Source organism: Kitasatospora sp. NPDC004614, assembly GCF_042873675.1.
Lineage (GTDB): Bacteria > Actinomycetota > Actinomycetes > Streptomycetales > Streptomycetaceae > Kitasatospora.
Window position 1 is genome coordinate 170,841 of sequence record NZ_JBIALR010000011.1, and the last position, 20,781, is coordinate 191,621.

19 protein-coding genes are annotated in these 20,781 nt (G+C 71.7%); 14 read left to right on the top strand and 5 right to left on the bottom strand.

Translation table 11 applies throughout. From position 1 onward, the window contains the following. The first annotated feature begins 650 nt into the window (after positions 1–650). From ACFYST_RS22965 to ACFYST_RS22980, 4 genes are all read left to right on the top strand, one after another. The gene (locus ACFYST_RS22965) at positions 651–782 is read left to right on the top strand and encodes a hypothetical protein (protein ID WP_387641445.1); all 132 of its coding nucleotides are present in this window, start codon (positions 651–653) and stop codon (positions 780–782) included. A gap of 53 nt (positions 783–835) precedes the next feature. Continuing rightward, positions 836–1,633 carry a hypothetical protein gene (locus tag ACFYST_RS22970; protein ID WP_387865019.1) on the top strand — a complete coding sequence of 266 codons (798 nt, stop codon included), beginning with the start codon at positions 836–838 and terminating at the stop codon, positions 1,631–1,633. A 928-nt stretch (positions 1,634–2,561) separates the two neighbouring features. Beyond that, positions 2,562–3,074 (top strand): tetratricopeptide repeat protein, encoded by a 513-nt coding sequence (locus tag ACFYST_RS22975; protein ID WP_387865021.1) that lies wholly within the window; start codon positions 2,562–2,564, stop codon positions 3,072–3,074. A gap of 420 nt (positions 3,075–3,494) precedes the next feature. After that, entirely contained in the window at positions 3,495–3,761 is a 267-nt protein-coding gene (locus ACFYST_RS22980; protein WP_387865023.1) for a hypothetical protein, read from the top strand. Positions 3,762–3,794: 33 nt separating this feature from the next. Here the strand turns inward: ACFYST_RS22980 and ACFYST_RS22985 are convergent, their stop codons facing one another. Continuing rightward, on the bottom strand, positions 3,795–4,223 hold the full coding sequence (locus tag ACFYST_RS22985) for a DUF6086 family protein (RefSeq protein ID WP_387865026.1): 429 nt from the start codon (positions 4,221–4,223) through the stop codon (positions 3,795–3,797). Positions 4,224–4,862: 639 nt separating this feature from the next. Here ACFYST_RS22985 and ACFYST_RS22990 point away from each other — a divergent pair. The 3 genes from ACFYST_RS22990 to ACFYST_RS23000 all read left to right on the top strand — a co-directional run bounded on the left by ACFYST_RS22990 (position 4,863) and on the right by ACFYST_RS23000 (position 9,720). Beyond that, entirely contained in the window at positions 4,863–5,909 is a 1,047-nt protein-coding gene (locus ACFYST_RS22990; RefSeq protein WP_387865028.1) for a hypothetical protein, read from the top strand. A 354-nt stretch (positions 5,910–6,263) separates the two neighbouring features. Then, on the top strand, positions 6,264–7,076 hold the full coding sequence (locus ACFYST_RS22995) for an ABC transporter ATP-binding protein (RefSeq protein WP_387865030.1): 813 nt from the start codon (positions 6,264–6,266) through the stop codon (positions 7,074–7,076). A gap of 121 nt (positions 7,077–7,197) precedes the next feature. After that, entirely contained in the window at positions 7,198–9,720 is a 2,523-nt protein-coding gene (locus ACFYST_RS23000) for an FtsX-like permease family protein (protein WP_387865033.1), read from the top strand. A 121-nt stretch (positions 9,721–9,841) separates the two neighbouring features. Here the strand turns inward: ACFYST_RS23000 and ACFYST_RS23005 are convergent, their stop codons facing one another. Beyond that, the gene (locus tag ACFYST_RS23005) at positions 9,842–11,251 is read right to left on the bottom strand and encodes an oxygenase MpaB family protein (RefSeq protein WP_387865036.1); all 1,410 of its coding nucleotides are present in this window, start codon (positions 11,249–11,251) and stop codon (positions 9,842–9,844) included. 250 nt (positions 11,252–11,501) lie between these two features. Beyond that, positions 11,502–12,149: a DUF4253 domain-containing protein gene (locus ACFYST_RS23010; RefSeq protein ID WP_387865037.1), complete on the bottom strand. Its 648-nt coding sequence runs from the start codon at positions 12,147–12,149 to the stop codon at positions 11,502–11,504. 395 nt (positions 12,150–12,544) lie between these two features. Here ACFYST_RS23010 and ACFYST_RS23015 point away from each other — a divergent pair, with 395 nt between their 5' ends. Continuing rightward, complete coding sequence (locus tag ACFYST_RS23015; protein ID WP_387641418.1) at positions 12,545–13,582, top strand: NlpC/P60 family protein; 1,038 nt, start codon at positions 12,545–12,547, stop codon at positions 13,580–13,582. A gap of 36 nt (positions 13,583–13,618) precedes the next feature. On the opposite strand, the gene ACFYST_RS23020 is transcribed toward ACFYST_RS23015, so the two are convergent. Continuing rightward, on the bottom strand, positions 13,619–14,569 hold the full coding sequence (locus ACFYST_RS23020) for an EamA family transporter (RefSeq protein WP_387865039.1): 951 nt from the start codon (positions 14,567–14,569) through the stop codon (positions 13,619–13,621). 91 nt (positions 14,570–14,660) lie between these two features. Between ACFYST_RS23020 and ACFYST_RS23025 the strand changes: the two genes are divergently transcribed. The 3 genes from ACFYST_RS23025 to ACFYST_RS23035 all read left to right on the top strand — a co-directional run bounded on the left by ACFYST_RS23025 (position 14,661) and on the right by ACFYST_RS23035 (position 18,257). Further along, complete coding sequence (locus tag ACFYST_RS23025) at positions 14,661–15,545, top strand: LysR family transcriptional regulator (protein WP_387865041.1); 885 nt, start codon at positions 14,661–14,663, stop codon at positions 15,543–15,545. 241 nt (positions 15,546–15,786) lie between these two features. Further along, entirely contained in the window at positions 15,787–17,106 is a 1,320-nt protein-coding gene (locus ACFYST_RS23030) for a bifunctional o-acetylhomoserine/o-acetylserine sulfhydrylase (RefSeq protein ID WP_387865042.1), read from the top strand. A gap of 8 nt (positions 17,107–17,114) precedes the next feature. Beyond that, entirely contained in the window at positions 17,115–18,257 is a 1,143-nt protein-coding gene (locus ACFYST_RS23035) for a homoserine O-acetyltransferase (RefSeq protein ID WP_387641406.1), read from the top strand. 32 nt (positions 18,258–18,289) lie between these two features. Here the strand turns inward: ACFYST_RS23035 and ACFYST_RS23040 are convergent, their stop codons facing one another. After that, on the bottom strand, positions 18,290–18,712 hold the full coding sequence (locus ACFYST_RS23040) for a DUF350 domain-containing protein (protein WP_387865045.1): 423 nt from the start codon (positions 18,710–18,712) through the stop codon (positions 18,290–18,292). Positions 18,713–18,857: 145 nt separating this feature from the next. On the opposite strand from ACFYST_RS23040, the gene ACFYST_RS23045 reads away from it, so the two are divergent. The 3 genes from ACFYST_RS23045 to ACFYST_RS23055 all read left to right on the top strand — a co-directional run bounded on the left by ACFYST_RS23045 (position 18,858) and on the right by ACFYST_RS23055 (position 20,722). After that, positions 18,858–19,196, top strand: coding sequence for a hypothetical protein (locus ACFYST_RS23045; protein ID WP_387865047.1), 339 nt, complete (start codon positions 18,858–18,860; stop codon positions 19,194–19,196). Between the two features lie 6 nt (positions 19,197–19,202). After that, positions 19,203–20,432 carry a glutathionylspermidine synthase family protein gene (locus ACFYST_RS23050; RefSeq protein ID WP_387641400.1) on the top strand — a complete coding sequence of 410 codons (1,230 nt, stop codon included), beginning with the start codon at positions 19,203–19,205 and terminating at the stop codon, positions 20,430–20,432. Between the two features lie 137 nt (positions 20,433–20,569). Next, positions 20,570–20,722: a hypothetical protein gene (locus ACFYST_RS23055; protein WP_387865048.1), complete on the top strand. Its 153-nt coding sequence runs from the start codon at positions 20,570–20,572 to the stop codon at positions 20,720–20,722. Positions 20,723–20,781 lie beyond the last annotated feature (59 nt).

Below are 20,781 nucleotides of genomic sequence, written 5' to 3' on the forward strand. Positions count from 1 at the left end.
GCCGAACGCCCACCCGCAGCAAGGCACCTCTCCCCCAGGCGAACAACTGCCCGACCGTCCCTGCCTCGACAACCCGAGGAAACGCCCTCGTCCGAGCCTCCGCCGTCATGGCGCCGGGCCGTCCTGTCAGCAACTGCTGCAACGCTGTCCCCATGGCACTCCCCGGCTCCCGAACGAAGACGACAGATGTCTGGCTGCTACCGGAGGACGAGGCCCTGGTCGGGCAGCGGATCGGGGAGCTCCTGCCGGGTGCTGGATGGCTTTGCAGCCAACCGGGCCCACTGGGCCTGCACCAAGTACATGTGCACTCGACGGTCCAGGAGGCTCTGTGCTGCGGCGGGGTTCAGGCCTTTCTGGCCCTGCCAGGAGGGGCTGCCGCCCCCGCGGCTGTCCAGGACTTGACCGGCCACGCACACGGTCCTGGGCTGCCGCGCGCTGCGGTGGTTCAACTGCTGTGCTCACGGCGCAGGCCGAGTCACCGCGGCGAGGCGTTCGAGGCCGGTCGCCTCGCCGTGCGCTGGTTCGAACCTGAGGTTGGGCCCGAGATGCACCAACTCCTGACCGAACAGACGCGCACCGTCTGGCAGGCTCTGCGGTCAGGCACCCGGCCGGCCGTGGTCGCGACCGCGGACGGCCGAAGGATCTCCGGCATGCGCATCGGCCACGCAGCCCACGCGCTCGCAGCCGGCACGGGCATCCAGCTCACCCGCGGAGGGTCCCAGCGTCTGCACCTGGTCACCGTGCCCTCCGGCCCCGGCCAGCCGTCAACCGCGAACAGCTAGCGGGTCAGCCCGCAGCAACGGCCCTGTCCGGCCTGCGTGAAAGACTGCGACGCATGTCTCTCACCGACCTCACCTTCGACCAGTGGCGGTCGTTCGACCTCTCGACCGCCCGCCAAATCGCGCAGCAGGCAGCTGATCTGGCCGGCGGCCGCGTGATTGCCGTCGAAACCGGCGAACATCTCGGCTCCCGAATGCACCGCGTCCTGATCGACCGGAACGCACAGGAATTCGCCCTGATACCCGGCGGCCCAATAACGCTCGGATTCGACCTCGACACCTGGCAACCGACGCCCGAACAGGCCGCCGACTACCAGGAGAGCCTGGACCAGGGCTTCGGCAACGACCCCGACCTCCGGGCCCACCTTGCCCGACTGCTCAGCCCGCGCCGGCGCGTCAACCTGGCGACGGTACTCATGGCCGTCGAGGACGAGAACCTGACCGAGCCACCCACCGACATGCCCGCCGTCCTCGCGGCCCGCGGCCTACGAATGCCGAACTCCGACGAGTGGGAACACGCCTGCGGAGCCGGCGCCAACACCCTGTTCCGCTGGGGCAACGACTGCCCCCTCGACCGCATCCCCTACGACGATCACACCGGCCCCCAGCACCAACCGAACGCCCTGGGCCTCCGCATTGCCCACGACACGTACCGCACCGAACTGACCAGCGACCTCACCGCAGTACACGGCGGCGACGGCGGCGAGTCGGCCTGCGGCGGCTACGGCCACCTCCTCGGATGGCTCCCGCTGGCCACGGCCAACCGCAACCCCTTCTACGCCGAGTTCGTGTACGGGCCCGACGGCGAAGACATGTACGAGGACTTCTCCACCCGACCGGTATTCGAACTCTGACCCGCCACCACCCACCACGGCACTCACGACCCTCGCACCAGCCGTGACCACGCACGGTCAGACCAGGCCGGCACCGATGCGGACCTCAAGTGGCCGTCCGGGACCCGACCCCAGACCCCGAACCCACCCGAGAACGCGGTCATCATGGCGTTCGCAGGCAAGTTGGGCGATCGCCGGGATCAGGCTCCGACGAACCCCCGCATCGTCGTCCCTCGCCAGCCTGGACCGTCCAGCCCACCGGGCACACCGTGCTGCGCTCAACCATCAACGGCTCCTCGGCAACCCTGAGTAGGCCTTCCCCCGATCCGTCCGCCATGTGCTGACACCAACCGGTCTCGGCAGCCGAACCAAGGGTTCGGGCACGAAGCTCGGGCCGCCCGGTCGCCGCAATCCGAAGCAGGAACGGCGCCAATGCTCCCACCGCGATCGTTCCGCCCTGCTGGTGAAGACTCGTCCAGAGCCGCCACAAGGCCCCACCGGCAGCTTCGGCGTCCCCGAACACAAGCGTGGCGAGCAGGCCGGGGATCTCCTCGCACGGGCCATCGAAGTGCCGGAACCGCCGCCAGGGAACCTCGTCGTACCTGAGCCCATCCCTGGCCTCCCCCGGGCTCGCGCCCACGGCCGTCCGCGCGTCGCCGTCCGTGCCGCCCCACCGTTCCAGCCGGCCAGCCAACAGTCATCAGTCATCAGTCATCAGGCCGGCAGCGGCCCACTCCCCACGAGGCAGGCATCCGCATCTGCCGAGAAGCATGTGCCTCGCGCGCACATGCTGTGCGCACTGCGCCTGACCAGCGACGCAGTGGGAAGAAACCGTCAAATAAGGACGAAAGAACGGCAAATGCCGGGCCGATCCACAAGTAGGCGCCTGCGGGCGAGGCTCCGATAAGGTGAGTTGATCTCCGGACTCGTACGCGTGGGGGGCGTAGCAGTGACGACCGAGGTGACGCCCGAACTGGCCGAGGCGATCCAGCGTGGCTATGACCAACGCGACCGGGCGAACATGGCGCCGACGATCGCCTACTTCCAGGCGCTGCTTGCCGAACACCCGGACCACCCGGTCCTCGTGTACGAGGTGGGTGGCGCCTACGACACCGCGGGCGAGGAGGAGACCGCCCGCGGCTACTACGAGCGCGCGCTCGCCCTCGGCCTCGACGGCGACGTCCTGCGCCGGTGCCTGTGCCAGTACGCCAGCACCCTGAGGTGGCTGGGCAAGTTGGACGAGTCGCTGGCGGTGCTCGACCGCGCCCGCAGGGAGTTCCCCGAGTCCGACTCCGTCCGCGTCTTCCGCGCTCTGACCCTCAACGATGCCCAGCGACCGGACGAGGCGGTCGCCGAGTTGCTCACCGTCGTCACCGGGCATGCCGAGGTCACCGACCTCGGGCGGTGGGCGGTCGGGCTCCGCGGCCTCGCCCAGTGGCTCGCCGACGGCCGCCCCGAATAGGAAGCATCTGCCCTGTAAAAGGCCGGCGCAGGGGAACCGGCACGTGGTGACCTTGGCTGATGCGCGCATCCGCGACCAGCATGCACACCGCAGTGTTCGCCGTAGGACCGGCTCTCTGCCGCGATGAGCGACTGGGGCGAGGGCTCCTCTCGCACCCCAATCCTGGAAGCTCTGGGAGTAGATCATCCCGCTCGGCCACAAAGGCAGCTGCCACCAGCAAATCGGCGCCTCCCTACGCCAGAAGCGAACCTCGCCGCAGCCCGTGACCGCCCAGAGCCGCCGTCGTCCTGGACCGTCACCGGCTGGATTCTCCGGCGACCCACGGCACTGTCCGACGCAGAACAGCTCCAGTTCAAGACCGTCCTGGCCCACTGCCCGCAGCTCGACGCCCTGACCCGGCACGTCCGCTCCTTCGCCGTCATGCTCGCCGAGCACCAGGGCGAGCGTCTCCCGGAACGGCTCGACGCGGTCCGCCGGGACGACCTGCCCAACCGGCACACACTCGCTGCTGGAATCGACCGAGACCGGGACGCTGTCATCGCAGGCCTCACCCTTCCCTGGAACTCCAGCGTCATCGAAAGGCACGTCAACCGGATCAAGATGCTCAAGCCCCAGCGGTTCGGCCGAGCCGACTTCCATCTCCTCCGCAAGCGCGTCCTGCTCTACTCACAGGACATCGCGTTCTGATGGCATCCATGTACTTCGCCGGGCAGACCAGGCTCAGGCCGCCATGAATCGGCCCAGCTCGCGCGCCTTGCGCTGAAGGGCGGCCATCCAAGCCGCCTCAGCGGAACCCGAGGCGGCCGGCACCTGAACATCCTTGAGGCCGCCGTCCTCGGCGGAGCCTGCTGACTGCCAGTTCACCTCGATGCCTGCCCTTTCCGCCAAGACCAGCATCGTGACGACGAAACCCTCGGAGAGGGCAGCCATGACATCGTGAGTCGTTCTCCGGTGCCACGCGAGCAGGGCGTCGACGAACTCCTTGAACACGACGGGGTCGATCTGGCACTCGTCAGCCTGCATGGGCCCGATGCCGGACCGCAGCCCCAGTTCCGTCTGGTAGACGCTCACTTGACTCATGAACAGCCGGGAGGCCCCGTTGGACGGGTTCCACACGGTCTCGTCGCCTATGTCGTAGTACTGGCTCAATGCAGCCCCTCCTTGCTGGTCATACCGGCCAACGTCGCGAGCGCGTGACCTTACGGTGAGTCAGCCCTCCAGGAAAGTAAGCCAGAACCACTTCGCATGAACGAAGCCGCCATCAAGCCAACAAGACGCACTCGCGCAGAACTTCGAAGCCACCGTGCCGCAGCGCCCGCAGGTGCTGACCGACCGACTTGGCGCAGGTCCGGCACAGCAGTCCATCCACGCCGGTCCGGCAACCTCCCGGATCTCACCGCAGCCGGAGCAGGTTCCCTCGCAATCCGGCATCCGGGACCGGCAGTTCGTTCGGGTCCCAGCCCCGCCAGCGTCCCAACCTGCAACCGGCTACGCGCATCACGCCACATGTCAGATCGCACCGACCAACGCCGGCCCACGACAACACGGGTGACCCGCCGACCCCGCGTAACCTGCGTGCCGGCCAGCCCGGTCACCGGCAGGGGCCAACCGCATGAACCGCGCACCGCAGCAACCATGTCCGCCTCCACCACAACCACCCGGACTCCCAACCTCCCCTCACGCCGACCGGGCACCCCACCGATGAGCGATGAGCCCATGAGGCTTGCCGCAGAGAAGATCGAAAAACATGGCCCCCGCTATGTCGCCGGCGGCAGGCATACTGGCGCAATGTCCGACCATCGCCCGTCCGATGCCATCGAACCGCCGGACCCGTTCGAAGGTCTGGTCCTGGACGAGGAGTTCGTCCGCTCCGCCACCGTGACCGAGCCGTCCGCGCGGGCCCGGATGCTGGCGGAACGCTGGCGTCATGAGCCGCCGGTCGACCCGGGTGGCCGCCACTGGTCGCCGGGCGGGTCGCGACCGTCCCGCCGCAGTCGGCGGCCCCGGCGGACAAGGCAGGCCCAAGTTCCCTACCACACCCGGCGATTGGGGCGGCTGCGACGGTTCCGCTCGCTCAGCCGGGGTGAGCAGTGGACGGTGGTGCTCGGGCTGCTGATCGTCCTGCTGGTGGTGGGCGGGGTGCTGTTCGAACCGCAGCGCGCCCACACCCCGCAGCTGGCCCGCCTGGCAGGAGAGCCGGGCAGCCCGTCGCCCTCGCAGGACCGTGCGCTGCCGGGCGGTGGGATATTCGTCGGCAGCCGGTGCGGGACTCGCGGCTACCACCATTTCCCGGCCGCGCCCGCCTCGCTCAGCGTCGACGGGTCGTCAGGTCCTGCGTTGCTGCTGGCCGCCCACGGTTACCGACACCTCGGCACCGACCGGCCCGGCGAGTTCACCTTCGACCTGCGGCTCAGCTCGGGCTCCGCGACGCCGATGGTGCTGTCCGGACCGCTCGGCCCGGAGGGCGTGGCGGTGGAGATCGAGGGACCGAACGGGCTGGTGGCCGGCGCGTACGGACTGCCCGCGACAGTCGAGGGCGCGCCGCACACCTCCGACGGCCGGAGCTGGCTGATCTCCGACTACGGCGCGGTCGCGCACGTCGTGCTGCCAGCGGCGGCGCTCTGCCCGGGCGTCGACGCGCAGGCCCTGGCGACCGGGCTGGCACTGCGCACCGACGGCGGCAACACCATCACCGGCCCGGCGCCGTACACCGTCACGATGTCGCTGGCCGACCCGGAGGTGGGCGAGCTGCGGCGCACCCTCGGGGTGCTGACCCGGGGCGAGGTCCTGGCGGTCACCAACCAGATCCCGGCGCGCGCGACCAGCCCGATCTGATCCTGTCGCGAACCTTCTTCCTGAGGCTGCCCCAATCTCCCCAAACCTTCCGGGGGTTGGCCACCGGACACCGGTGGGGATAACCCCACCTCGAACCTTCGTGCCCCCTCCATGGCGGGTGACCTGCGGTTTTCCTAGCGTTGGTGAGGCCCCGGCAGAGAGAACCACTGGGGCCTCATCTCCGAGGAAGGCTTCACCATGTCGCCCCGCCTGCGCCGTTCCCAGCCCGGCCGGCCCGCCCATTCCGCCACGCCGGACGCTGCCGCCGCACCGGGGTCGCCCTGGCCCAGCCATGCCGCGCCCACGTCCACGCCCGGCCTGCCCACGCCCGGCCTGCCCGTAAACGGACGGCCCATGGACGGACGGCCCACCGGCGGGCAGCCGGCGAGCGGGCAGGCCACGGGCGGACGGCCCGTCGACGGAACGCCGGCGGTCGAACTGCGCGGCGTGCGCCGGGTCTACGGTCGCGGCGCCGCGGCGGTGCATGCCCTCGGCGGGATCGACCTGGCCCTCCCCGCAAGCAGCTTCACGGCCGTGATGGGCCCGTCCGGCTCCGGCAAGAGCACCTTCCTGCAGTGCGCCGCCGGCCTCGACCGGCCCGATGCGGGGCAGGTGCTGCTGGCCGGGAGCCCGATCAGCTCGCTCGGGGAGGACGCGCTGACCAAGCTCCGGCGCAGCAGGATCGGCTTCGTCTTCCAGGCGTTCAACCTCCTTCCGTCTCTGACGGTCCTGCAGAACGTGCTGCTCCCGCAGCGCCTGGCCGGCCGCCGACCGGACAAGGCCCGGGCCCACGAACTGCTCGCCCGGGTCGGCCTGGGTGAACATGCCGCCCGCCGCCCCGGTCAGCTCTCGGGCGGCCAGCAGCAGCGCGTCGCCCTGGCCCGGGCGCTGATCACCCGGCCCGACGTGATCTTCGCCGACGAACCCACCGGGGCGCTCGACACGCGCAGCGCGCACGAGGTCCTCGGCCTGCTGCGCAACGCGGTGGACGGCCTCGGCGCCACGGTGGTGCTGGTCACGCACGATCCGGTCGCCGCGTCCTTCGCTGACCGCGCGGTCTTCCTGGCCGGCGGTCTCCTCGCGGGCGAACTCCACCGGCCCGATCCCCGCACGGTCTCCGAGCACATGCTCACCCTCTCCGCCCAGCCCGTCGGTACCCGCGAATGAACCCGCGCCGTCCCCGCCCACGCCCCGGAGTCGGCCGCGCAGCCGACGGACCGGCCCGCACCGGCATCGCCTCCAGGCCTTCCATTACCCTCTTCCCCTGCCACGCCCCGGAGTTGACCGCATGACCAACGGACTGGCCCGCGCCGCCATACGCTTCCGGCCCGCGTCGTTCGCGGGCACCTTCCTTGCGTTGCTGTTCGCCTCGACGATCGTGACCGCCTGTGGCGTGCTGCTGCAGACCGGGCTGACCGCGAGCATCACGCCCCACCGGTACGTGGACGCACCGATCGTGGTCTCCGCCGATCAGCAGGTGAAGATGACGGTCGTGCACGGCAAGAGGCCCGACACGATCGCCCAGACGCTCCCCGAACGGGCCCGGCTGGACGCCTCTTTGACCGCAGTCGTGGCCGCCGTGCCCGGCGTCGAGCAGGCCCGGCCCGACTCCGCGTTCCCGGTGTCGGCCGGCCGATCCGGACTGCCGGCGCTCACCGGCTGCGGCTGGGCCGCACTGGGCATCGCCCCCGGCGAGCGGCTCACCGAGGGCCGCGCCCCGGCCGACGGCGAACTGGTCCTGGACGCCGCGAGCGCCCGCGCCGCCCACCTCTCCCCCGGTACGGACCTGACCGTCGACACGCCCGTCGGCACCGCGTCCTACCGGATCTCCGGCCTCGCCGAAGCCCAGCCCGGCCGGGCAACCGCCTGGTTCGCGGACGGCACCGCCGACCGGATCTCCGGCCACCCCGGCCGAATCGACGCTCTCGCCGTCCGCCCCGCGCCGGGCACTACCCCGGCCGCACTGGCCGACGCGCTGCGCCAGGCGCTGGACGGCAAGGCGCAGGTGGCGACCGGCCAGCAGCGCGGCGAGGTGGAGCAGCCGGTGCTGCTGAAGGCGAAGGAGGTGCTGGCCGGCATCGGCGGTTCCTTCGGCGGGACGGCCGCCACGGTCGCCGTCTTCGTGCTGGCGAGCACCATCGCGTTGGCCACCGGCCAGCGGGCCCGCGAATTCGCCCTGCTGCGGACCGTCGGGGCCACGCCCCGTCAGATCCAGCGTTCGATCGCCACCGAGGCGGTGCTGATCGCCCCGGTTGCCGCCGCGATCGGCATCCTGCCCGGGCTGGCGCTGGCCCGCTGGTGGTTCGGCGAACTGGTTGCCCGCGGTGCGGTGCCCTCCGGGGTGCCGCTCGACACCGGCCCGCTGCCGCTGCTCGTCTCGGTGGCGGTCTGCACCGGGACAGCTCTGGCGGCCGGTCTGCTCGCGGCCCGGCGCAGTGCCCGGATGCGGCCCACCCAGGCACTCGGCGAGGCCGGCACCGGGCCGGGCACGCCGGGCGTGGTACGCGCGGTGTTCGGTGCGCTGTTCGGCGCGGGCGCCGTCGTGCTGGCGGTGGTCGCCGCCAACCTGGCGGGTGCGACCGCGGCGAACCTGGCCCTCGGTGTGGTGCTGTGCTTCATGGTCGCGGTGGGGCTGCTCGGCCCGTGGCTGGTGCGCGGCGCGGTCGGTCTGGTCGGTGTGCTGCTTCGCGCCGCCGGGGCGTCGGCCTCGCTGGCTGCCGACAACGCCCGCGCCGGCTCGCGCCGGCTGGCCTCGGCGACCGTCCCGATCGTGATGGTCATCGCCTTCTGCGGGACGCTGGTGTTCCTGCAGTCCAGCCTTCAGCACGCCGCCTCCGAGCAGGTCCGCGAGGGTCTGAAGGCGGATCTGGTGGTCACTGCCGAAGCCGCTCCGGGATTGCCGGCGAGCGCGGCAGAACGCGCGGCCAAGATGCCGGGCGTGGACGCCGCGGTCGGCCTGCTGCCCACCGGTCTGGCGTACCAGAGCTCCGGCGCGCTCGGCACGGCCACCGCCGAGGCGGTGGACGGCGATCCGGCCGCACTGGCGAAGCTCCTGGACCTGAGTGTGACGTCCGGTTCGCCGGCCGACCTGTCCCGCTCCGCCGACACCGTCGCGCTGGACAGCCTTCTGGCCGAGAGCCTGCATGCGAAGGTCGGTCAGCGGACGGCGTTCTGGCTCGGCGACGGCACCCGGGTTGAGCCCACGGTGGTCGCGATCTACCGCCGTGGACTCGGTTTCGGGCAGGCCCTGCTGCCGAAGGCCGCGGTCGCCGCGCACACCGATTCGCCGTACGCGACCCGGCTGTTGGTCGCCATGACCCCCGGCACGGACGGAGCGGCCACCGCGAAGGCACTCTCCGAACTCGCACCAGCGGGCCTGACAGTGACGGATCGCCAGGGCTACGCGGCGCAGACCGACCAGGACCGCGAGCTGAACGGCTGGGTGAACAACGTGATGGCGGGCGTGCTGGCCGGGTTCGCGGCGCTGACAGCCGCGAACACCCTGGTGATGACGGTGCTGGACCGCCGCCGCGAGATCGCCCTGTTGCGACTGGCCGGCACCACCCGCCGTCAGGTCCGCGCGATGCTGCGCTGGGAGGCGTTGCTGATCACCGCGATCGGCCTGGTGACCGGTGCCGCGATCGCCTGGGCGACGCTCACCCCGATCACCCGCGCGCTGACTTCCGCAGCTCCACATGTTCCCCTCACCACCGCCCTTCCGCTCGGCGCAGCGACCGCTCTGCTCTGCCTGGCCGCCACTGCTCTCCCCGGACGCGCCCTGCTGCGCACCCGTCCCACCACCGCGCTCTGACACCGCGCCCGAACTCCGCGATCCCGACCGGCGTACCCGCGCGCCCTCGGCGGCCGCCCCTCCCGAGGGGGCGGCCCTGCCGCGTTCCCCGGCGCCGGGCGCGCCGGGCACCGGGCATCCGTCATGGTCGGCCCAGGAGTTGAGTGCCGGCCATGCTGCTGGAGCGGGCGGTGAAGAACTCAGTGAAGCCCCGGACGAATTCCTCCTCGGTGATCTGGCCGTCCCCATCGGTGTCCAGTTGGCGGAAGCCGTGGGAGAGTTCGGCCGGGTGGACACGGGAGCCGCCGAACAGAGTGCGGTACTCGTCGGCACACAGCTGGCCGCTGTGGTCGACGTCGGCGGCGTGGAACATGGCGCGGACGGCGACGTGCAGGCCCTGCTCCAGGTAGCCCGGGTCACGGTCGGTCCCGGCCAGCATCGCGGTGACGAACTCCTCGCAGGAGATCTCCCCGTCGCCGTTGGCGTCCATGGTGGCCAGCAGGTGCTGCCACCAGGTGTCGAAGGCGGTGTAGACGGCGGACTCGGTCTCCTCGTCGCGCTCCAGCGGCCAGCAGATGTTGTGCGCCATGGCCCGGAAGTCGGCGGCGGTGAGGCGTCCGTCGCCGGTCTGGTCCATCACCTGGTGGTAGAAGGCGGCGATCCGGGCCGGTCGGTCGTCCCGCCGTGGCGTACGTGGTGTGCGTGACGGCCGGGGCGGTGCGGTGGTGGCCGCCCGGGGCTGCTCGCCGCCGGGATGGGTGCGGTAGCGGAGCCGGTCGGGCAGCCGCTCGGCGATCAGGCGCGCGCCCCGGTGGACCGTCCAGGAGAGTAGGGCGGCGCTGCGGCTGCGTGGCAGGCCGCACTTGGCGCGGAACTCCGCCGGAAGGTCGGCCAGGGTGAGCGTGGTGAGGAAGCGGGCGACGAATCGGCGCAGCAGCGGCCAGGCGGGTCGGAGCCGGCCGAGGCGCCGTGGGGCCGGTGCGCGGGTGAGGACGGTGTGCAGCATGTCCTTGGCGGCTTCGGTGAGTTCGAGCGTCTCCCTGATGGTGTCCCGGAGGTAGCCGGGCACGTCGGCGGCGGTGGGCGGGAACAGCTCGTCGGGGAGCCGGAAGGCGGTGCAGACCTCGCGGAACTCCCGGTAGAGCTTGTCCAGTTCGGCGGGGCGCAGCGGGCGGCCGGAGAGTGCCCGCATTGCCGTCATAGCCTCGTACAGGGTGACCAGCACCCAGACCCGGACGGCGGGGTCGAGGGCCGTGTAGGGGCGGCCCTGGGCGTCGACTCCGGCGATCCGGCGGTGGCTGCGTTCGAGGCGCTCGATCTCGCGGCGCAGCGCCTCCTGGTCGGAGAAGAACAGGCGCCTGCCGCTGTCCATGGTGTGTTCGATCCGCCGCCAGGGGTGGCTGCGGTAGGTCGACAGTTGGTCGACTCCGGCGCCGACGGCAGGGTGGGCGTTCTGCAGGACGAGCAGCCGCCAGGCGACCAGGGCGATGCGCCGCTCGCCGAGGGTGCGGCGCAGCATGGAGTCCGATTCCGCTCGTGCGGTGTGCGTCATAGGTCCGTACCCCCTTTCGCTCCGGCTGGCCCGACGGCTACTCAATGGCCGTTCGGCTTCGGCCCGTTCCGGTTGTTCCGAAGCCTAGGGGCGGCTCCCAGCCGGACCCGCTGGCACAGGCCCCAAACCACCCGGCGGGGTGAGCCGAAGGGCAATTCTCCGCCCGCACGGGTGGATCGGCCCTGAGCGAAGTTGACGTTCACTCAATCTCCTTTTGTGAATGGCACATTGCGGAAGAAGCGAAGGGGGCTCAGTCCCGCCAGAAGGACCACTGGTCGGCATTGACCAGGCCGGGGGCGTAGTCGGCGATCGTGCCGACTCCTTGGAAGATGTTGTCGGGGCAGAACGCCAGGTGTTCGGCGGCGATCCGAAGCGCCGGTTCGTCGTCCTGGGGTGGCGCGCCGACGCTCAACTCGAGTTCGGCGAAGCCGACCTGGACCAGCCGGGTGCCGTAGCGGCGTTCCCGGTCGAGCAGTACGGCGGAGACTTTGGCGATGTCGCCCTCGTGGTTGACCGGTCCGGTCCAGCCGCAGGCGGTCAGTGCCTCGGCGCCGGTGGCGGCCGGAACCAGGCCGATCCGCAGGTGCGCGTTGTTGGCCAGCAGTTCGCGGGCCAGTGCGCGGGCGGCCCGGTCCGGGTCGCCGGGCTGTTCGGCGGCAGACGCCGTTCCGGGCCAGCCGTCGGTGAACGGGGCGAGGCTCTCGGCGAGTTCGGCGCTCTCGTCCGGGTCGGGGGAGCGTCGGCGTCGGGGGTTGCGTAGTGCTCCCAGTTGGTGCGCAGCAGCGCGGCGGGGTCGTACCAGTCGGGTTCGGTGGCATAGCGCGGTTGGAGTTCGCCGGAGCTCCAGGGGCGGAATTCGACGTCGGTGGTGGAGAGCGGGGCGAGCAGTAGCGGCCACAGTCCGCTGGCCGGGGGCTCGTGGTGCAGTTTCTCCCAGAGCCCGAGGGGTGCCGGCCCGTCGCTCGTCCAGAGCACGGGGGCGGTGTCTTCGTCGTTGTCGTACGGCTTCACCAGCCGTCCGGCGGTCAGCAGTGCGGCAACGGCGGCCAGGTCGGCGTCGGGCCGCAGGTGGCGCAGTTGGTGGAGGGTGTCGGTCATGCGGGCAAGCTAGCGAGCCCTCCTGGCAAGGCATTTTCTACTGATGGGTAGTCATGCGGCAGCCGTGCGAGCCGGTTCACGGACCTGCGGAAGTGGACGCAGAGGCCCTGCCTTGATTACGGTCTGGCACCAAACCGATTGTCGGATGATCACGCACTCAGACGCATCCGACCGGAGCAGAAAGAAGGAGCCCACATGGCTTCCCATCGACGCCCGAAACAACCGAGCCGCGCCCGCACCTACGTCCTGACCGGTGCCGCCGCGACTGCGGTCGTGCTGTCGGCCCAGGCGAACGCGCACGCCGCGCCGGCCCAGCCGAACAAGAACGAGGTGAAGGCCCAGGTCGACAAACTGCTGGAGGAGCAGGAGCAGTCGACCGAGAAGTACAACGGCGCCAAGGAACGGGCGGACCAGCTGCGCAAGCAGGCCGACCAGTTGCAGGACCAGGTGGCCCGCGGCCAGGAGCAGTTGAACGAGCTGGCCTCGGGGCTGGCGGCGGTGGCCGGCGACCAGTACCGGCACGCCGGCGTCGACCCGTCGATGCAGCTGATGCTCTCGTCCGACCCGGACAAGTACCTGGACCAGGCGTCGTCCTTCGACCAGGCCGCCAGCACCCAGTCCGCCACGCTGAAGGCGTTGCAGGAGCAGCAGCTCCGCTTGGAGCAGCAGAAGCGGGAGGCGGCGACGGTACTGGCCGAACTGGACAGCCGGACCCAGGAACTCAACGGCGCCCGGAGCACGGCGCAGTCCAAGCTGGCGGAGGCGCAGCGCCTGCTGTCCACGGTATCGGCGGCCGACCGGGCCTCGATCGTACGGGGCGACGACGGGTCCGCCTCGCGGAGTGCCTCCCGGGTCGATCCGGCAAGTCTGCCGGCAGCCAGCGGCGCGGCGAAGGTCGCGGTGGACGCCGCGCTCAGCAGGCAGGGTCTGGACTACGTCTCGGGCGCGACCGGTCCGAACACCTTCGACTGCTCCGGCCTGATGGTGTGGGCTTACGCGAAGGCCGGTGTCTCGCTGCCGCGCACCTCGCAGGCTCAGGCCGGCGCCGGCATCAACGTGGGCACCGACTGGCACAATGCCCAGCCCGGCGACCTGGTGATCTACAAGTCCGACCGGAGCCACGTCGCCATGTACATCGGCAACGGCATGGTGGTGCACGCGCCGAAGGCCGGTGACGTGGTCAAGGTCATGAAGGTCGACGCGATTTCGATCAACGTCATCCGCCGGGTCTGACGCGCGGGGGCCGAGGCCCCGGCACCCGATCGCCGATCAGCTCCGAGCGGGGGCGGGGCGGCGGTCGGGCAACTGTCCGGCGACGATCGAGGCCAGCGCGAGGGCGAAACCCACCAGCTGGACCGGGCCGAGGGTCTGGTCGAGCACCACCGCACCGAGGACGGCAGCCACCAGCGGAGAGAGCAGCCCGAGCACCGCGACGCCGGTGACCGGAAGGCTGGTGATGCCCTGGAACCAGAGGGCGTAGGTGAGCAGTCCGCCGATCAGGCCGAGCCACAGGTAGCCGAGCGCGGCTCGCCCGTCGATGGCCGGCGGGGCGCCCTCGAACAGGAAGGTCAGCGGCAGTAGGAACAGGCCACCGGAGGTGAGTTGCCATCCGGTGAGCGCGAGCGGGGAGACGCCTTCGGGGCGGCCCCAGCGCTTGGTGAGGGTGACGCCGAGCGCCATGGTGGCGGCGCCCCCGAGCCCGGCAGCCACGCCGGCGGCGTCCAGGGCGGCGCTCGGGCCGATCACCACCAGTCCGACGCCGAGTACGCCGACCAGGCCCCACAGCAGTCGTCGGCCGGAGAGCCGTTGGCGCAGGACCACCACGGCCAGTACGGCGACGATCATCGGCTGGGCGGCGGCGAGGGTTCCGGCCACTCCGCCGGGCAGGCGTTCGGCGGCGGTGAACAGCAGCGGCAGGAACAGTCCGATGTTCAGTACCCCGAGGACGGCGGCCTTGCCCCACCAACTTCCGCGCGGCAGCGTCCGGGTGACGGCCAGGGCGATCAGGCCGGCGGGCAGGGCGCGCAACAGGGCGGCGAACATCGGGTGGCCGGGCGGCAGCAGCTCGGTGGTGACCACGTAGGTGGTACCCCAGACGGCGGGGGCGATCGCGGTCAGCGCGGTTCGCGGCAGGACGCCGCGGCCACCGCCCGAACCGCCGGACGGTGCACGGGTGGTGAGCGGTTCGGCGGACGGGGTGGCGGTGCTGGTCGCTGTCATGCGGAGAGTCTGACTTTCACCCGATCGATGAGTCCAACACATGTTTGTCAGTGCATTGATCTCGTTTCGCGATGGATGCAGGATGGGGCGCATGGAGCTCCAGCAGGTGCGCTACGTCGTCGCGGTGGCCGAGACACTCAACTTCACCCGTGCCGCGGAGCGCTGCCTGGTGGTGCAGTCGGCGCTCAGCCATCAGATCTCCCGACTCGAACACGAGCTGGGCGCCCGGCTGTTCGAGCGCACCAGCCGTCGGGTGCGGCTGACCGCGGCCGGCGAGGCATTCCTGCCGGCCGCCCGCCAGTGCCTGGAGGCGGCGGAGCGGGCGGCGGCCGAGGTCGCGGCGGCAGTCGGCGAGGTACGCGGGCGGCTCGCGGTGGGCCTGATCCCCACCGTCACCGCCGTGGACATCCCGTCCGGGCTGCACGCGTTCCGCGGCCGCCATCCGCAGGTGCGGATCAGCCTGCGGGTCGGCGCCAGCGACGACCTGATCGAACTGGTCCGCCAGGGCGTACTGGACGTGGCCTTCCTCGGTCTGCCACCGACGCTGCGCCCGCAGGGGGTGACGGCCCGTGAGCTGGCCCGCGGCCGCCTGGTCGCGGTCGTCGCGCCGGACCATCCGCTGGCCGCCCTCAGCCGGGTGAGCTTGCGCACGCTGGCCGCCGAGCCGTTCGTCGACCTGCCTGCGGGCACGGCCGGCCGTGCCCAGACCGATCTGGCGTTCAGCGCGGCCGGCCTGGTCCGTGATGTGGCGTTCGAGGTCACCGACGCCGCCTACATTCCCCGGCTGGTCGGCCCTGGCCTGGCGGTGGCGATGCTGCCCGCAGCGTACGTGGACCGGTTGACGGGCGTCGCCACCGTCGAGGTCACGGACGCACCGACCCGGATCGAGACGGTGGTGTGGAGCCGCACGGGCCGCACGCCGGCCACCGCGGCATTCCTCGATCTGCTGGGCATCCCGGCCGACGCGTCCACCTGAAATCGGCTCGTCCGACGATCAGATGATGACCCGTCAGGTCTCCGTGGCGTTTCGCCACATGTCCCCGCGTGTCCGCTCCTGCGATCCGCTGGCGGGTCGATCCCGCGCTGTGCTTACCTGACGCCGTGACCGCCCGGGCGGCCTTCCTCCCCCGCCCCGCGCATCTCTCACCTCCCCATCCCGCGACGGCTTCGCCCTGCCCGCGCAGCCGTCGCTATCCCCGCACGCGTACAGGAGCAGCATGTCCGATCAGAGCCCCGTCGCCACCCCCGGCTGGTCGTTCGAGACCCGGCAGATCCATGCGGGCGCGCAGCCCGACCCCGCGACCGGGGCCCGGGCGGTCCCGATCTACCAGACCACCTCGTTCGCGTTCCGGGACACCGCGCACGCCGCCGACCTGTTCGCCCTTGCCGAGCCGGGCAACATCTACACCCGGATCCACAACCCGACCACCGACGTGCTGGAGCAGCGCCTGGCCTCCCTCGAGGGCGGGGTGGCGGCGGTCGCGCTGGCCTCCGGGCAGGCCGCGGAGACGCTGGCACTGCTGACGGTGGCCGGGGCCGGCGACCACCTGGTCTCCTCGGCGTCGCTGTACGGCGGCACCTACAACCTGCTGCGGCACACCCTGCCCCGGTTCGGCATCGAGGTGAGCTTCGTCGACGACCCGGACGACCTGGGCGCCTGGCGGGCGGCGATCCGCCCGAACACCAAGGCACTGTTCGCGGAGTCGCTGGGCAATCCGCGCGGCAACGTGCTGGACGTACGCGGCGTCGCCGAGGTCGCGCACACCGCCGGGGTGCCACTGATCGTCGACAACACGGTGCCCACGCCGTTCCTGCTCCGGCCGATCGAGCACGGCGCGGACGTGGTCGTGCACTCGGCGACCAAGTTCCTCGGTGGGCACGGGACCACCATCGGGGGCGTGGTGGTGGACGGCGGCACCTTCAACTTCGGCGCCCACCCCGCACGGTTCCCCGGCTTCACCGAGCCCGACCCGAGCTACCACGGCCTGCGGTTCTGGGACGCCCTCGGACCGGGCGCGTTCGCCGCCAAGCTGCGGGTGCAACTGCTGCGCGACCTCGGTCCGGCGCTCTCCCCGCACTCGGCGTTCCTGCTGCTGCAGGGCATCGAGACGCTGTCGCTGCGGCTGGAGCGGCACACCGCCAACGCGCTGGAACTGGCCCGCTGGCTCCAGGCCCGCGACGAGGTCGCGGCCGTCCACTACCCGGGCCTGCCGTCCAGCCGTTGGCACGCCGCCGCGCAGCACTACCTGCCGCGCGGCGCGGGCGCGGTGCTCTCGTTCGAACTGCGCGACGGCGTCGAGGCCGGGCGGCGGTTCGTGGACGGGCTCGAACTGTTCAGCCACCTCGCCAACATCGGGGACGTGCGCAGCCTGGTGATCCACCCGGCATCCACCACGCACAGCCAGCTGGACGCCGAGCAGTTGGCGGCCACCGGCACCTCGCCCGGCCTGGTGCGGCTGTCGGTCGGGCTGGAGAGCGTCACCGATCTGAAGGCGGACCTGGAGGCTGGTTTCCGCTCGGCGAAGGGCGCGTCCTGAACGGCACCTTGGGCCTCGCCGTCCCGCCCGCCACCGGGGCCTGGCGGGACGGCGACCCGGCCGGCCGGCGGCGCTGGTTCACGCTGCCCGGGCCGCTCCCCCTGGAGGCGGGCGGCACCCTGCCGGGCGGGCGGCTGGCATACGAAACCTGGGGGACGCTCGCTCCGGACGGCTCCAACGCCGTCCTGGTGCTGCACGCGCTGACCGGCGACAGCCACCTCGCCGGGCCCGCTGCGGCCGGGCACCCCACGCCCGGCTGGTGGGACGAACTGGTCGGCCCCGGCCGGGCGCTGGACACCGACCGCTGGTTCGTGGTGGCGCCGAACGTGCTGGGCGGCTGCCAGGGCTCCACCGGGCCGTCCGCTGCCGCGCCGGACGGACGGGCCTGGGGCGGACGCTTCCCGTTCCTCACCCAGCGCGACCAGGTCACCGCCGAGGCCCACCTCGCCGATGCGCTCGGCGTGGGGCACTGGGCGCTGGTGGCCGGCGGGTCGATGGGCGGGATGCGGGCGCTGGAGTGGGCGGTGACACACCCTCGACGGGTGGGTGCGCTGCTGGTGCTGGCCACCGCGGCCGCAGCTTCCGCCGAACAGATCGCGCACGCCTCCGCGCAGCTGCACGCGATCCGCACCGACCCGGGCTGGCACGGCGGCGACTACCATCACTTGCCGCTCGGCGCCGGGCCGCACCGCGGCCTCGGCCTGGCCCGCCGGCTCGCCCAGATCACCTACCGCAGCGAACCCGAACTCGCCACCCGCTTCGGCCGCGCCCCGCAGCCCGGCGAACACCCTTGGCGCGGTGGACGGTTCGCCGTCGAATCCTACCTCGACCATCACGCGTCGAAGCTGGCGCACCGCTTCGACGCGGGCAGCTATGTCGTCCTCAACGAGGCGATGAACGCCCACGACCTCGGCCGCGGTCGCGGCGGGACGGCCGCCGCCCTGCGGCGGGTGACCGCGCCCGCGCTGGTCGCCGCCATCGACTCGGACCGGCTCTACCCACCCTCCCAGCAGGCCGAACTCGCCGCGCACCTGCCGCACGCCGACGCCCTGCGGGTGATCTCCTCGCCGTACGGCCACGACGGCTTCCTGCTGGAGACCGGCCAGGTCGCACCGCTGCTCGCCGAACTCCTGCCGGGCGCCGGCCGATGAACACGCACCGGGGCCCCAGGGATGACCGGCCGTCAGGCGATCGAGGCGGAGACGATCGCCGCGGCAGCCAGGTTGCAGCTGGCCGACACCCACACCGCCGGGTGCGGCTGATTCGACACCAGGATCGCGCCCAGCCGCCCCGGGGTGAGCAGGTCCAGCAGCCAGAACGCGAGCGCCATGAGCAGCAGCCCGAGAACGCCGAAGGCCAGCGTGGAGATCAGGCCCTTGCCGAAGTCGTCGTAGGTGGTGCGGATCGCGGTGTAGACGATGCCGCCGACGCCGAGCAGTGCCGAGCTGAGTAGCAGGGCGGCGTTGCGATTGCCCTCCGCCCAGATCAGCCGGCCGAGCTTGCCCGGGGTGAGCATATCGATCAGCAGGTAGCCGAGCAGCAACAGCACCAGGCCGACCAGGCCGTAGACGGCGGCCGCGCCGAGGCCGTGGGCTATGTCGTTCATCAGCGGGGCTCTCCCAGGGTCGGGCAGCCGCGCCGGGCCGCGCCATGGTCAAGGATCGGCAAAACATAACCCATCTCCCCGGCAGCCCGTCAGATTCCGACGGCACTGGACCTGACATCACATCTTCCGCGTACGATGGTCCGCCATGACACCGCCGCCGCCCGCCACTTCCGCCCCGGGCCTTCCGATACCGGAAGGCCGTCGCCGGTCCGGTTTCGTCACGCTGGGGATGGTCGGCACGCTCGCCCTCACGCTGTCCGGCTGCTCCTCCCCCAGCGCCCCGCCCAGCCGCTGCGTCGACCCGACCACGCTGAAGGTGCTGGACAGCCACTCCTGCTCGGGCGGAGGCTCCGGCGCGGGCCGCTGGTACTACTGCGGGTACGGCACCGACACCGCCAACGGCGGCACCTTCGACAAGGCCGCCACCAAGCGCGGTGGCTTCGGTTGCCCCAAGGGCAGCAGCAGCGGCTCGGGCGGCGGCTGACCCCTGATGCGCCGCCACACCATCACCCCGCGCCCCGACTGGCTGGCCACCGTCGAATCCCAGGGCCTCGTCTACGCGATGTGCTCCGACCCCTGCAACCAGGGCGGCCCGCACCCCTACTGGGACGAGAGCGCCTACTACGAGTTCTCGCTGCCCGAGGTCGAGGCCCTGGAGGAGGTCGTCGAGGAACTCCACGAACTCTCCCTCGCCGCCGCCGACCACGTGGTGCGCAGCGGCCGCTTCGCCGACTTCGGCATCACCGACCCCCGGCTCGCCGCGATCGTCGCCGAATCCTGGCACCGCCGCGACGAACAGCCCAGCGTCTACGGCCGGTTCGACCTCGCCTACGACGGCACCGGACCCGCCAAGTTGTTCGAGTACAACGCCGACACCCCGACCTCGCTGATCGAGGCCGCCGGGCCGCAGTGGTTCTGGCTGGAAGACCGCTTCCCCGACGCCGACCAATGGAACTCCCTTCACGAACGCCTGATCGCCTCCTGGCAGCGCCAGAAGCACCTGCTGCCGCCCGGGCCCGTGCACTTCGCCCACTCCCGCGGCGACACCGAGGGCGAGGACTGGCTGACCACCCTCTACCTCCAGGAGTGCGCCGAACAGGCCGGCCTGCAGACCATCGGCATCGCCATGGAGGACATCGGTTGGGACGGCCTGACCGGCCGCTTCGTCGATCTCGAACACCGCTTCATCCGCTCCGCGTTCAAGCTCTACCCCTGGGAGTGGCTCGCCGAGGACGAGTTCGCCGACCAACTCCTCGACGTCATCGACCTCGGCGGCAGCACCGGCTCCACCCTGTGGATCGAGCCCGCCTGGAAGATGCTGCTGTCCAACAAGGCGCTGCTGGCCGTCCTGTGGGAACTCAACCCCGGCCACCCGAACCTGCTGCCCGCCTACCTCGACGGCCCGCGCGAACTCGCCGACCCCGACGGCCCCGGCTACGCCGCCAAGCCGCTGCTCGGCCGCGAAGGCGCGGGCATCCGCATCGTCGAACCGGACGGCACCCAGACCCGCCTCGCCGACTGGGCCGGCGACCCCGACCGCTACGGTGCCGAAGGCCACTGCTACCAGCAGTACCACCCCCTCCCCGACTTCGACGGCAACCGGCCCGTCCTCGGCACCTGGGTCGTCGACGGCGAATCCGCCGGCCTCGGCATCCGTGAAACCGACGACAGCCCCATCACCCACCAGGGCGCCCGCTTCCTCCCGCACGTCATCCGCTGAACTCCTTGTCCTGTCGACCCACCTCGGCCACTACGTACTCTTCGCCGTGCCGGATGGGTATCCCCTACGCATTGATCAGCCCACCGCCCACCGCAAAGCTGGTATTCGCTCTCCCCACCCCCAGTCAGGAGATCCGGATGACCCGCCGCGAACGCTTCCGCCTGTACGCCAGCGAGCACTTCACCGCACTCGCCGAACGCCCCGCCCCCCGCCGCGGCTTCGTCGAACGCCAGACCCGCCGTGCCACCCTCTCCCGCCTCGCCCGCCTGCCCCATCGTCCTCGTCTCTGAGTCCCGCGACTCGCTGATCCACCGCCTCTCGGCCCACACCTGCCAACTCGGCGCCCACG

Coding starts and splice junctions, on each gene's coding strand:
- ACFYST_RS22995 (WP_387865030.1), top strand. CDS start 6,264: ATGGACGGACGGCCCACCGGCGGGCAGCCGGCGAGCGGGCAGGCCACG.
- ACFYST_RS23015 (WP_387641418.1), top strand. CDS start 12,545: ATGGCTTCCCATCGACGCCCGAAACAACCGAGCCGCGCCCGCACCTAC.
- ACFYST_RS23025 (WP_387865041.1), top strand. CDS start 14,661: ATGGAGCTCCAGCAGGTGCGCTACGTCGTCGCGGTGGCCGAGACACTC.
- ACFYST_RS23000 (WP_387865033.1), top strand. CDS start 7,198: ATGACCAACGGACTGGCCCGCGCCGCCATACGCTTCCGGCCCGCGTCG.
- ACFYST_RS23050 (WP_387641400.1), top strand. CDS start 19,203: ATGCGCCGCCACACCATCACCCCGCGCCCCGACTGGCTGGCCACCGTC.
- ACFYST_RS23045 (WP_387865047.1), top strand. CDS start 18,858: ATGACACCGCCGCCGCCCGCCACTTCCGCCCCGGGCCTTCCGATACCG.
- ACFYST_RS23040 (WP_387865045.1), bottom strand. CDS start 18,712: ATGAACGACATAGCCCACGGCCTCGGCGCGGCCGCCGTCTACGGCCTG.
- ACFYST_RS23030 (WP_387865042.1), top strand. CDS start 15,787: ATGTCCGATCAGAGCCCCGTCGCCACCCCCGGCTGGTCGTTCGAGACC.
- ACFYST_RS23020 (WP_387865039.1), bottom strand. CDS start 14,569: ATGACAGCGACCAGCACCGCCACCCCGTCCGCCGAACCGCTCACCACC.
- ACFYST_RS22990 (WP_387865028.1), top strand. CDS start 4,863: ATGTCCGACCATCGCCCGTCCGATGCCATCGAACCGCCGGACCCGTTC.
- ACFYST_RS22965 (WP_387641445.1), top strand. CDS start 651: ATGCGCATCGGCCACGCAGCCCACGCGCTCGCAGCCGGCACGGGCATC.
- ACFYST_RS23055 (WP_387865048.1), top strand. CDS start 20,570: ATGACCCGCCGCGAACGCTTCCGCCTGTACGCCAGCGAGCACTTCACC.
- ACFYST_RS22980 (WP_387865023.1), top strand. CDS start 3,495: ATGCTCGCCGAGCACCAGGGCGAGCGTCTCCCGGAACGGCTCGACGCG.
- ACFYST_RS23005 (WP_387865036.1), bottom strand. CDS start 11,251: ATGACGCACACCGCACGAGCGGAATCGGACTCCATGCTGCGCCGCACC.
- ACFYST_RS22970 (WP_387865019.1), top strand. CDS start 836: ATGTCTCTCACCGACCTCACCTTCGACCAGTGGCGGTCGTTCGACCTC.